This is a genomic window from Paraburkholderia saeva (assembly GCF_907164555.1).
Lineage (GTDB): Bacteria > Pseudomonadota > Gammaproteobacteria > Burkholderiales > Burkholderiaceae > Paraburkholderia > Paraburkholderia saeva.
Genome location: NZ_CAJQZC010000006.1, coordinates 313018 through 325258, shown reverse-complemented (window position 1 = coordinate 325258; position 12241 = coordinate 313018). Strand labels below are relative to the sequence as shown.

Genomic DNA, 12241 nt, shown 5'->3' with positions numbered 1-12241 from the left:
GCTGCTGGACACCCAGCGACGCCTCCAGCGTCCTTGATGAACCGCCGTATGCGGAACCGCACGTACGGTGGTGTGGGAGGGCTGAGGGGGTGACCCCTCACCCTACCCGATGCGCACCGTTGCGGCTGTTATGGCGAGAAGCTGTCCGGCACTTCGGTCACGCGACGTTGCTTCATGCCGCTCATCCAGTCGCCAGCGGTGTTGTCCGTGCGGGTGGGCGCGCGTGGTGTCGTAGCGCTGCCTGTCAACGTGGCGGCCCAGGTCTTGATGGAAGCGTAGTCGTCCGTTGCGACGGTGGACGCCGGATCTGGCGAGAAGCGACCCGTAGCAGATAGCGCGGCATCGGGACGGCGCGTTGTCACGATGTGTTGATCTCCAGTCGCGATGGCATTCGAAGCAGGAACACGACGGTTCGCACTCGTGAATTGCGTTGTCCTGCGCTGTTCTGCCTTCAGCGATTTTGCATACGTCGTGCCTGTTGCGTCGCGCGTCGCCTTGCGCGATGACTTCACGTTCGCGCGGGCCACTTCAACGGAATGCCTGCGTGTGGGGCGCTGTGTTGCGTCACGAGCGGGTGGGGCGGAGGCGGTCGTAGCAGTCGCGGACTGCCTGCGATCCGGCGCTCGCGTCGTAGCAGCCAGCCTTGCATCGTCGTGACGTGTTGTGTCCTGCGCCGAACGAATTTGCGGTGCAGCAGGGACCTCAGCTTTCGCGACTTCGTCGGCGCCGGTGCCGGGTATTACGGGCGGGGAATGAGACGACGACAGCGCGATCCATGCGAGCACGGCCGCGCCACTGACCGCGCACACACCGTCTGCAACTATCCGCTTGCGACTGGACGCGCGTCGCGCAAGCGGCGGCATCCGCAGATCGACGTGCGCGGCGCGCGCCGGTGCCGCAGGCGCACCCGATGCCGCAGCGACAGAGGCGACGGTTGCCGGACTGGCGTTCTTCAGCTTGAGCGGTTCCCAGCGGCATGCAGAGCGAAATGCGTCCGCGCTCAGACAGAACGTGTGCAGCATTGCTGCATACAGCGCCTTGAGTTCGGCACGAAAGCTGATATTGGGCGGCAGTAGTGCCCATTCGCGACCAAACGAACGCGGCAGGCGTTCGAGCGGATGCGTTCTGGGCAGCGCCATGGCGCCTTCGATCAAGGTGAGGGGAATTGTCGACATCGTTCTTCTCGCGATGCCGCGTGGCTGAGGTTGGCCGCTCGACGTATGCCGCGACGCCGATGCACCGCGACATGCAGTGGCCGACCCCGACGCGGGCCGTCTCGGTAAAAGCCATAGCTGGAAGCGGCCGATGATGCCTTCGCGTTCAGGCGCCAACGATCAGAAACATCTGAAAGTGCCTGGCGTTATGTCGGGTTCTTTTCGCTGCGTCACATTGATGCGGGCAGACGCGTGTGATCTACGCGGCGACTGCGTCGAGCCGATAGACGTAGCGCAGCGCTGTGATGTCGACACCGCCCATGAAGTCCGGCTCCGCGCCCGCTGCCTGCCAGCCCTGTCGTTCGTAGAACGCGATCGCTGGCGCGTTGCCTTCGAGCACATACAGATAGAGCTGGCGCTCGCCCTGCGCGCGCGTCCAGTCGCACGCAGCGCGCATCAGCAGCTTGCCGACGCCGATTCCCTGATGTGCCGGCAGCGCATGCAGATTATCCAGCAGCACGCCCCATTGCGAATCGGTCTGACGTTCGACGCACACGAAGCCCATCGCTTCGCCCGCACGTTCGGCGATCACGACGAGCCTCCTGTCGGCGCCTGGCGCTGCGAGTCGCGCCTGCCAGTGCGCGGCGCGATCCCGCGCGACGTCGTTGTCCAGAAACGCGTCGGGCAGCAGGCCGCGATAGGTGGCCCGCCAGCTGACGGCGTGAATCGATGCGATGAGCGCGGCGTCATCGACAGTGGCAGGACGCAGGGTGAGATCGGACATGACAGAAGGTGCATAAAACAGAGGGTCGGCCGCGTAGTGTACCGCCCGTTGCGCGACGGCTTTAGTAAGCATTTTGTATGAAATGCAATGCGCCGTGAGGAGCGGTAATATCCTGCCCAGGAAGGCGCTCGCGTCCGTCCCAGGTGTTACACGGATATCGCGTCGATGCGCTGCGCATCACCATGAAAATGGCCCGCGGCGCTTCACATCCCGATGCTCATCCCGATGTTGCTGCGCGCGTCTCTCGCTGACGCCGTGGTCGTTTCAACTGCCATTCATCGTCGCCAGCGCGGTGAGGGGCCAATCAGAGAATGTCATGTCTACTGCGTCCCACGCATCTCCTTCAAACGAGTCGAAGTTCAAGACGGTATTCCGCGTGGTCAGCGGCAACTTTCTTGAGATGTATGACTTCATGGTCTACGGCTATTACGCTGCGGCGATCGCCAAGACCTACTTTCCGAGCGGCGACGAATTCGCATCGCTGATGCTGTCGCTGTCGGTGTTCGGCGCGGGCTTCCTCATGCGTCCGCTGGGTGCGATCGTGCTCGGCGCCTACATCGACCATCACGGCCGCCGGAAGGGGCTGATTCTCACGCTCGGTTTGATGGCGCTCGGCACGCTCACCGTGGCGGCGATTCCTGGATACGCGACGATCGGTGTGCTGGCGCCGGTGCTCGTGCTGTTCGGGCGGTTGCTGCAAGGCTTCTCCGCGGGCGTCGAACTGGGCGGCGTCTCGGTGTATCTGTCGGAAATCGCGACGAAGGGCAACAAGGGCTTTTATTGCTCATGGCAGTCGGGCAGCCAGCAGGTGGCGGTCGTGTTCGCCGCGCTGATCGGCGTGGTGCTGAACCAGATCCTGCCCGCTGACCAGATGACCGCATGGGGCTGGCGTGTGCCGTTTCTCGTCGGCTGCCTGATCGTGCCGTTCCTGTTTTTCATCCGTCGTTCGCTGCAGGAAACGGAAGAGTTTAAGGCCCGCAAGCATCGTCCTTCGATGGGCGAGATCATGAAGTCGATGGTGCAGAACTGGGGCATCGTGCTGGCCGGCATGGGCATGGTGATCATGACGACCGTGTCGTTCTACATGATCACCGCGTACACGCCGACGTTCGGCAAGGAAGTGCTGAAGCTCTCGTCGATCGACGTGCTGATGGTGACGGTGTGCGTGGGTGTGTCGAACCTGATCTGGCTGCCGCTGTCGGGCGCGCTGTCGGATCGCATCGGCCGCCGTCCGGTGCTGTTGACGTTTACGATTCTCACGATTCTCACGTCGTATCCGGCCGTGCAGTGGCTCGTCAGCGATCCTTCGTTCGTGCGTCTGCTGATGGTGGAGCTGTGGCTCTCGTTCCTGTACGGCAGCTACAACGGCGCGATGGTGGTCGGCCTGACCGAAGTGATGCCGGTCGAAGTGCGCACTGCGGGTTTCTCGCTCGCCTACAGCCTTGCGACGACGATCGGCGGTTTCACGCCGGCCATCTCGACGCTGCTGATTCACACGACGGGCAACAAGGCCGCGCCGGGCCTGTGGATGGGCGTGGCTGCAATCGTCGGCCTGATCTCGACGCTCGTGCTGTATCGCACGCCCGAGGCGCGCAACCAGTACCGCACAGCCTAGTTCGACGCACGCGCCGCACGTGTCGCACGGAGTGTGCGCTGCGTGCAGCGCGGCGTAACAGCGATGGATCGATCAGGAAGCCCCGCGTTCGCCATGAACGTGGGGTTTTGTTTTATGCGTCACGCAAAGCGAGCGCGACGGTCTGCACGACGTCGTCCCACGCGCCCGCTTCCGGCTGGCGCACGAGCTCGACGCCGGGATACCACGGGCTGCTCGACGCGCCGGCGAACCAGCGCCAGTCGGCGGCGAACGGCAGCATCAGCCAAAGCGGCTTGCGCATCGCGCCGGCAAGGTGGGCAATCGAGGTATCGATCGATACGACGGCATCGAGGCGTTCAATGATCGCGGCGGTATCCGCGAAGTCGGCGATGCGCTGCCCTAAGTGATGAATCGATGCGGCGCGCGGATGCGCCTGAAGGGCTGCGCGCTCCTGCTCTCGCAGGTCGGGTTGCAGCACGATCCAGTCGATGCCTTCGAGCGCGAAGAGCGGTTCGAGCGCGGCGAGGGGCATCGTCCGGTTTTCGTGCTGCTGGATACGGCCGGACCACGCGAGACCGATCTTGCGTTTCGCGTGACCGCCAAGCGAGCCGCGCCATTTGCGCTGGTACGCCGGCGGCACGCTGAGATACGGCGTGCGTGCAGGGATCGTATCGAACGTCGTGCCGAGCGCGAGCGGCAGGCTCAAGAGTGGGCAATGCAGATCGGCGCGCGGGCGCGGCGCGCCCTGCGCGATCAGCATGACGCGCCATTCCTGCGCGGCGGGTGCGAGAGCCGGCAGCAACTGCGGCTGCACTTCGAGCACGACGCGCACGCCGCGACGCGCGACAAGCGGCACGAAACGCACGAACTGGAGCGTGTCGCCGAAACCCTGTTCCGCGTGAATGAAAAGCGTCTTGCCTTCGATGGGTTCGCCGCGCCAGCGCGGCATCGGCAGAGTGACCGGCAGCGCGGTTGTCTCCAGCCGCCATTCGTATTCCGGCAGGCCGCGCGCGAAGTCGCCCTGCGTGAGCCAGACGAGTGCGCGGTTCATATGCGCCGACGCCAGATCGTCGCGCAGACGGAGCGCCTGATCGAAGGCGCGCACCGCGGCATCGAGCGCGCCGAGCGCGTGCCGTGCCGTGCCGAGTCCGAGCCACGCGAGACTGAACGCCGGATCGAGGCCCACCGCGCGCTCGAAATGCTGCGCGGCCTGCGCGTGCTGCCCGAGCGCGGCGAGTGCATTGCCCAGCCCGAACAGCGCGGGAGCGAGATGCGGTTGCATCGCGAGCGTTGCTTCGAATGCGACGACGGCTTCTGCGTGCCGCCCGAGTGCATCGAGCGTATTCGCCAGATTGAATTTCGCGGCAACAAAGCGCGGCTCCGCGGCGAGCGCCGCCTGAAACTGCGTAATCGCGTCGTCGGGCTGGCCGAGCGCGTTGAGCGCCATGCCGAGATTGTTGTGCGCGCCGGCGTGACCCGGGCGTAGCGTCAGCGCGCGCTCGAATGCGGTCACCGCCTCGCGATGCTGACCCAGCGCGTGCAGCGCGTTGCCAAGATTGTTGTGCGAGGACGCATCCGTCGGCTGCAACTGCAGCGATCTGCGGAACGCATCGGCGGCGTCTTCGTGCCGTCCGATCTCCGCGTATGCGTTGCCGAGGTTGTAGTGCGCCATCGGGAACGTCGGCGCGAGCGAGAGCGCGTTGCGAAACCGCTCGATCGCGCCGTCGAGGCGGCCGAGTGCCTTCAGCGCATTGCCGAGGTTCAGTTGCAGCGCGGCGTCGTCCGGGCGCAGGTCGGCCGCGCGCTTCACGAGATCGGCGGCGGCGGCGTGCTGGCCCTGCTGGTGGCGCAGAACGCCGAGCAGATGCAGGGCGTCGACGTGGACGGGGTCGGCGGCGAGGGTCGCGAGGTAATCGCGTTCGGCGTCGTCGAGTCGACCGTCACGATGCGCCGCCCAGGCGCGGTCAAATACAGGTTGCATGACGGTGGGAAGGCAGTTCGGTGAGACAGACGCCGCATTTTCCCACACTCGGCGCTCCACCCCCGGATTGACTCTGGAGCGTGCAGCGCATAACATATGAACAAGTGTTCACATGTATATCTTCAATGACTCCTTCGACTTTCGATGACCGCGTCGTTCAGCTCGCGGATTTGTTCCGGCTGCTGGGCGATCCGACGCGTTTGCGCATCGTGCTGGCCTGCGCGGAAGGGCGGCGCCCGGTGGGTGCGATTGCCGAACTGCTGGGCCTGTCGCCTTCGCTCGTAAGCCACCACCTGCGCCTGCTGCGCGCGGCGCGCATCGTGCGCGCGGAGCGCCAGGGCAAACAGGTGTTCTATCTGGCGGCCGATCTGCATATCAGCGCGATGCTCGCGGGCATGCTCGAACACGTGGCCGAGCCGGTCACAGAATTTTCCATGGATCAGGAAACATGAATACGAAGAACCGGAACCAGCCGGCCGAAGAGCGGGAAGACGAACACGCGCCGTCATCGGTCGAAAATTCTGGCACCGATGCCGGCGACAGCACGCGTATGCCCGCTTCGCAGATGAAGTACCGGCCGGCTTCCGCATCGGCGCATCGTCATGGCGCGGGTTGCGACCACGCGGGTCATTCGCACACCGCACACAATCATGTGGAGCACGCGGATCACAAGCATGCCGAAGACGATCATCAGCACGACGGTCACGCCGGACATAACCATGGCCACGGCCATAGCCACGGCCACGGCCACGGTGGCCATCACCACCATCACGCGCCGGTAGCGGGGCAGGGCCGCGCGTTCGCGCTCGCTGTCGGGCTGAATGTGGCGATCGTCGTGATCCAGGCGGTGTACGGCGTGCTCGCGAATTCGACCGCGCTGCTCGCGGACGCCGGCCACAATCTCTCCGACGTGCTCGGCCTGCTGCTCGCCTGGGGCGCCATCTGGCTCACGACGCGCCGTCCGTCCGCGCGTTACACGTTTGGTCTGGGCAGCTCGTCGATTCTCGCTTCGCTTGCGAATGCCGGGCTGCTGCTGTTTGCGTGCGGCGTGATCGTCGCCGAGGCGATCGGGCGTCTGTTCCATCCGGCGCCGGTTGCCGGTCTCGACGTGTTCATCGTCGCGACAGTCGGCATGCTGGGTAACGGCTTTTCGGCGTGGCTCTTCATGCGTGGTCAGGAAAAAGACCTCAACATTCGCGGCGCGTTTCTGCATATGGCCGCCGATGCGTTGATCTCCGCCGCAGTCGCCATCAGCGGTCTCGTGATCCTGTTCACGAACTGGACGTGGCTCGATCCGGTGATGAGCATGGTCGTGGTCGCGGTGATCGTGTACGGCACGTGGGGACTCGCGCGCGATTCGATGAGCCTCGCGCTCGACGCGGTGCCGCCGGGGGTCGACCTGCAGCGCATCCGCGAGTACCTCGGCTCGCAGCCGGGCGTCACGGGCGTGCACGACCTGCACGTGTGGGCGCTGTCGACAACCGGCAACGCGCTGAGCGCGCACGTCGTCATGCCCGACGGTCATCCGGGCGACGAATTCCTCGACGGCGTCGTGAAGACGTTGCGCGAGCGCTTTGAGATGCATCACGCGACGCTTCAGGTCGATCTCGGCACGACCGATCATCACTGCGTGCTCGATCGTCCTGCCGCCAGCCACTGACACGCCATTGACGCACCGCGTCGTCGGACGCAAATACGGCGGCGTACACTAGACCCCGTGTCAGTGTCTGGAGCCCTGCATGGCCGCTGTTCCTCTCGACGCGCCGCCGGTCCTCATCGTCGGCGCGGGTCCGACCGGGCTTGCTGCCGCGATGAGCCTCGCCCGGGCGCGCATACCGGTGCGCCTCATCGACCGGGCATTACAGCCCGCGCCCTGGTCGCGCGCGATCGGCATCCAGGCGCGCACGCTCGAACTGCTCGAACAACACCGTATCGTCGAACCGTTTCTCGAACTCGGGCACCGTGCACGCGCCGCCAATCTCTATTCGAACGGGCAACGCCGTGCGCGGCTCGATTTCGATCCGCTGCAGACGCGCTATCCGTACCTGCTCTTCATCGATCAATCCATCACCGAACGGCTTCTGACCGGACACCTCGAAACGCTCGGTGTCACGATCGAACGCGGCGTCGAGATGACGGGCTTCGCGCAGGGGTCGGCCGGGCTGAACGCGACGCTGCGACGCGCCGACGGTCACGTCGAGACGCTTCACCCTTCGTATCTGATTGCCGCCGACGGCGCGCATAGCGGCGTGCGTCACCGGCTCGGCGTGAGCTTTTCGGGCAAGACGTTCGAGCAGACGTTCCTGCTCGCCGACATCGTGGCCGACGTCGACTGGCCCGACGACGAGTTCCATATCTTCGCGTCCGGTGACGGGCTCGCCGGCATGTTTCCGATGGGCGAGGAGCGCTACCGGCTGATCGCCGATCATCCCCTTCAGCCGTTCGCGACCATGAGCATGAACGGCGAGGCGGCGCCGCCTTCGGAGATGCCTTCAACGCCGCCTTCGCTCGACGAATGCACCGCAATCATCGGACGACGCGTGCGTCATCCTGTGACGTTGAAATCGCTGAACTGGTCGTCGTACTTCCATCTGAACAGTCGCATGGTGGGCCAGTTGCGGGCCGAGCGCGTGTTTCTCGCCGGCGATGCCGCGCATGTGCACAGCCCGGCCGGCGCGCAGGGCATGAACACCGGCATCCAGGAGGCGTTCAACCTCGGCTGGAAAATCGCCCGCGTGATGTCCGGCGAGGCGCCCGACCGGTTGCTCGACACGTATCACATGGAACGTCATCCGATCGAACGCGACGTGCTGCGGCAGACGAGCTTCGTCACACAACTCGCCGAGGCCGACCATGGTCCGCTCAAGATGCTGCGTGAACGCGTGATGCCGGTGCTGTCCGCGCTCGGACCACTGCGCGACGCCGCACGCCGCACCGTCAGCGAACTGTCGATCCAGTACCGCCGCAGTCCGCTGACACTGGAGCGCGTGCTCGACGGCGGCCCGCGCGCGGGTGAACGCGCGCCCGATGCGTACGTGCACGTGCTGGATGGTCCACTGGGACGCGCGCCGGGCGTCGGCTGTCTCTATGACCTGCACGATCCGGCTTTCTTCTCGCTGCTGCTGCTGGTTGCGCCGGACACGGAAGAGGAAGCGACGCACGATCCGGTCACGGCCCGCGAGGCTGCGCGCGATGCGGACCTGAAGCGCTTCGTCGAAGAAATGGCGCCGCTGATGCCGGGCGCAATGCGCATCTGGCGCCTGACGGACGTGCAGGGCGAGGGCGGCCCGACGCTGACCGACTCCTACGGCCGTACACGGCCCGCGTTCTATCTGGTGCGACCGGATGGCTACATCGCGGCGCGCGGCCGGCCTGCGTCGGATCTGAACGGCCTGTTACGCCACTGCGAGGCGTGGTTCACCAAAAGCACGCAGGCCGAGCGCGACATCGGTTGATCCACGGCAGCGAAAAACCGGCGCATAAAAAAACGCCGGACGCATGGTGCGTCCGGCGCCCTGTGCTGCTACTGCGAGAATCAGGCGGCGACCGGCATCAGATCGTCACGATGTTTCGTGAGTGATTCCCTGACGATGGCCGACATCTCGACTTCGGTCGCGTCGGGTTTGTCGAGCGTCGCCAGAATCGCCCGACGCATCCGCGGTTCCCAGAAACGCCGGATGTGATCGGCGATGCTGGTCAACGCTTCTTCGTGATCAGGCAGCGAACCGAAGAAGTCGCCGATCCGGTTCGCCATGTCGATCAGGTTGTTGTCATCCATGTTTCGCCCTCATTTACCCGACGTGACGTTAGCCACTTCGCGCTGCTCGTGCAGATCGAGCTGCTCGGCGTTGAAGCGCGAGTACTCCTTCTGCCACTCGGACGGCTGTTCGACCGGCATCACCTGCACCGCCGTGACCTTGTACTCAGGGCAGTTCGTCGCCCAGTCGGAACTGTCGGTGGTGATCACGTTCGCGCCCGATTCGGGGAAGTGGAACGTCGTGTACACGACGCCCGGCTGCATGCGCTCCGTCACCTTCGCGCGCAGCACGGTCTGGCCCGCGCGCGATTCGATGCCCACCCAGTCGCCCGTCTTGACGCCACGTTCCTCGGCGTCGTGCGGATGCAGTTCGAGCCGGTCCTCGTCGTGCCAGCGCGAATTCTCCGTACGACGCGTCTGCGCACCGACGTTGTACTGCGACAGGATGCGCCCCGTCGTGAGCAGGAGCGGGTACTTGCGCGTGACCTTTTCCGGCGACGCAATGAACTTCGTGATCACGAACTTGCCCTTGCCGCGCACGAACGTATCGATGTGCATGGTCGGCGTGCCGTCCGGCGCGCTCTCGTTGCACGGCCACTGGATGCTGCCCAGCTGGTCGAGCTTTTTGTACGAGACGCCATGGAACGTCGGCGTGAGTCGCGCGATCTCGTCCATGATTTCGGACGGATGTCTGTAGTCCATTTCGTAGCCGAGCGCACGCGAAAGCAGCAGCGTCACTTCCCAGTCGGCGTACTGCGCGAGCGGCGGCATGACCTTGCGCACGCGCGAGATACGACGTTCCGCGTTCGTGAACGTGCCGTCCTTCTCGAGGAACGTCGCGCCCGGCAGCAGCACGTGTGCGTACTTCGCGGTTTCGTTCAGGAAGATGTCCTGTACGACGATGCATTCCATCGCCGACAGCGCGGCCGCCACGTGGTGCGTGTTCGGATCGGACTGGACGATGTCTTCGCCCTGGCAGTAGAGACCCATGAACGTGCCGTGCGTGGCCGCATCGAACATGTTCGGAATGCGCAGGCCCGGCTCGGGTTGCAGCGTGCAGTTCCATGCCTCTTCGAAGAGCGCGCGCGTCGTCGTATCGCTGATGTGCCGATAGCCCGGCAGTTCGTGCGGGAACGAGCCCATATCGCACGAACCCTGCACGTTGTTCTGGCCGCGCAGCGGGTTCACGCCGACGCCTTCGCGACCGATGTTGCCCGTCGCCATCGCAAGGTTCGCGATGCCCATCACGGTCGTCGAACCCTGTGCGTGTTCCGTGACGCCGAGGCCGTAATAGATTGCGGCGTTGCCGCCCGTCGCGTAGATGCGCGCTGCGGCGCGCACCGTTTCCGCCGGCACGCCGGTGACGTTGGACGTCGCTTCCGGCGCGTTTTCCGGCAATGCGACGAAGTCGCGCCATTGCTGGAACGCGCGGTCTTCGCAACGCTCGGCGATGAATGCGTCGGCGAGCAGGCCTTCCGTGACGATCACGTGCGCAAGTGCATTGACCATCGCGACATTCGTGCCGGGGCGCAGCTGCAGGTGGTGGACCGCCTTCACATGCGCCGTATCGACGATATCGATCACGCGCGGATCGATGACGATCAGTTTTGCGCCTTCACGCACACGGCGCTTCAGACGCGAGCCGAACACCGGGTGTCCGTCGGTCGGGTTCGCGCCGATCACGACGATCACGTCGGCCTTGTCGACCGAGGCGAACGTCTGCGTGCCGGCCGATTCGCCGAGCGTCGTCTTCAGGCCGTAGCCCGTCGGCGAGTGACATACACGTGCACAGGTGTCGACGTTGTTGTTGCCGAATGCGGCGCGCACGAGTTTCTGCACGAGGTACGTTTCCTCGTTCGTGCAGCGCGACGACGTGATGCCGCCGATCGAATCGCGACCGTGCTTTGCCTGGATGCGACGGAATTCCGAGGCGGCATAGCTGATCGCTTCTTCCCAGCTGACTTCGCGCCACGGGTCCGTGATCTTCGCGCGGATCATCGGTTTTTTGATGCGATCCTTGTGCGTCGCGTAGCCCCACGCGAAGCGGCCCTTCACGCACGCGTGGCCTTCGTTCGCGCCACCGTTCTTGTACGGCACCATGCGCACGACCTGGCTGCCCTTCATTTCCGCCTTGAACGAGCAGCCGACGCCGCAATACGCGCACGTCGTGACCACCGAGTGTTCGGGCTGGCCGAGCATCACGACGGTCTTCTCCTGCAGCGTCGCGGTTGGGCATGCGGCAACGCACGCGCCGCACGACACGCATTCCGATTCCATGAACGGCACGTTTTCGCTCGCTGCGACGCGCGATTCGAAGCCGCGACCGGCGATCGTCAGGGCGAACGTGCCCTGCGTTTCTTCGCAGGCGCGTACGCAGCGGTTACAGACAATGCATTTCGACGGGTCGTATGTGAAGTACGGATTCGACTCGTCTTTTTTGTCCTTCAGATGGTTCGCACCATCGAAGCCGTAGCGCACTTCGCGCAGGCCGGTGACGCCCGCCATGTCCTGCAGTTCGCAGTCGCCGTTCGCCGGGCAGGTCAGACAGTCGAGCGGGTGATCGGAGATGTACAGCTCCATCACGTTGCGGCGCAGCGATTGCAGACGATCGGTTTGCGTGCGCACTTTCATGCCGGCTTCGACCGGCGTCGTGCACGACGCGGGATAGCCGCGGCGACCTTCGATCTCGACGAGGCACAAACGGCACGAGCCAAACGGTTCGAGCGAATCCGTGGCGCACAGCTTCGGCACGTTCACGCCGACTTCGGCTGCCGCGCGCATCACTGAGGTACCAGCGGGAACCGTGACCGATTCGCCGTCGATTTCGAGCGTCACGCTGACGTCGGCGTGACGCAGCGGCGTACCGTAGTCGGTTTCGTCAAACGGATCGCGTGCCTGTGATTTGCACGCGCAGTTGCCGGAGCCGCAGCCACCAGCTTTCGGGTTGAGCACGTCGGACATGTTGTGGGGC

Annotated in this window: 9 protein-coding genes; 4 read left to right on the top strand and 5 right to left on the bottom strand. The window is 64.9% G+C overall.

Annotation, left to right across the window (positions count from 1 at the left end; translation table 11 throughout):
• Positions 1-128: 128 nt before the first annotated feature.
• Together LPA36_RS18585 and LPA36_RS18580 are read right to left on the bottom strand one after the other, a co-directional pair.
• Entirely contained in the window at positions 129-1175 is a 1047-nt protein-coding gene (locus LPA36_RS18585; protein WP_228879709.1) for a hypothetical protein, read from the bottom strand.
• A gap of 238 nt (positions 1176-1413) precedes the next feature.
• A complete protein-coding gene (locus LPA36_RS18580) occupies positions 1414-1938 on the bottom strand; it encodes a GNAT family N-acetyltransferase (RefSeq protein WP_228879706.1) in 525 nt (174 codons plus the stop codon).
• A 316-nt stretch (positions 1939-2254) separates the two neighbouring features.
• Between LPA36_RS18580 and tcuC the strand changes: the two genes are divergently transcribed.
• Positions 2255-3553, top strand: coding sequence for an MFS transporter (gene tcuC, locus LPA36_RS18575; protein WP_228879704.1), 1299 nt, complete (start codon positions 2255-2257; stop codon positions 3551-3553).
• Between the two features lie 112 nt (positions 3554-3665).
• On the opposite strand, the gene LPA36_RS18570 is transcribed toward tcuC, so the two are convergent.
• The gene (locus LPA36_RS18570; RefSeq protein WP_228879701.1) at positions 3666-5513 is read right to left on the bottom strand and encodes a tetratricopeptide repeat protein; all 1848 of its coding nucleotides are present in this window, start codon (positions 5511-5513) and stop codon (positions 3666-3668) included.
• A gap of 125 nt (positions 5514-5638) precedes the next feature.
• On the opposite strand from LPA36_RS18570, the gene LPA36_RS18565 reads away from it, so the two are divergent.
• From LPA36_RS18565 to LPA36_RS18555, 3 genes are all read left to right on the top strand, one after another.
• Entirely contained in the window at positions 5639-5965 is a 327-nt protein-coding gene (locus LPA36_RS18565) for an ArsR/SmtB family transcription factor (RefSeq protein ID WP_228879692.1), read from the top strand.
• 113 nt (positions 5966-6078) lie between these two features.
• On the top strand, positions 6079-7173 hold the full coding sequence (locus tag LPA36_RS18560) for a cation diffusion facilitator family transporter (RefSeq protein WP_228879767.1): 1095 nt from the start codon (positions 6079-6081) through the stop codon (positions 7171-7173).
• A gap of 79 nt (positions 7174-7252) precedes the next feature.
• Positions 7253-8968, top strand: coding sequence for an FAD-dependent monooxygenase (locus tag LPA36_RS18555; RefSeq protein ID WP_228879689.1), 1716 nt, complete (start codon positions 7253-7255; stop codon positions 8966-8968).
• An 80-nt stretch (positions 8969-9048) separates the two neighbouring features.
• Here the strand turns inward: LPA36_RS18555 and LPA36_RS18550 are convergent, their stop codons facing one another.
• Positions 9049-9291, bottom strand: a complete 243-nt coding sequence (locus LPA36_RS18550; RefSeq protein WP_228879684.1) for a formate dehydrogenase subunit delta — start codon at positions 9289-9291, stop codon at positions 9049-9051.
• A 9-nt stretch (positions 9292-9300) separates the two neighbouring features.
• A complete protein-coding gene (fdhF, locus tag LPA36_RS18545) occupies positions 9301-12231 on the bottom strand; it encodes a formate dehydrogenase subunit alpha (RefSeq protein ID WP_228879682.1) in 2931 nt (976 codons plus the stop codon).
• Positions 12232-12241: the final 10 nt, after the last annotated feature.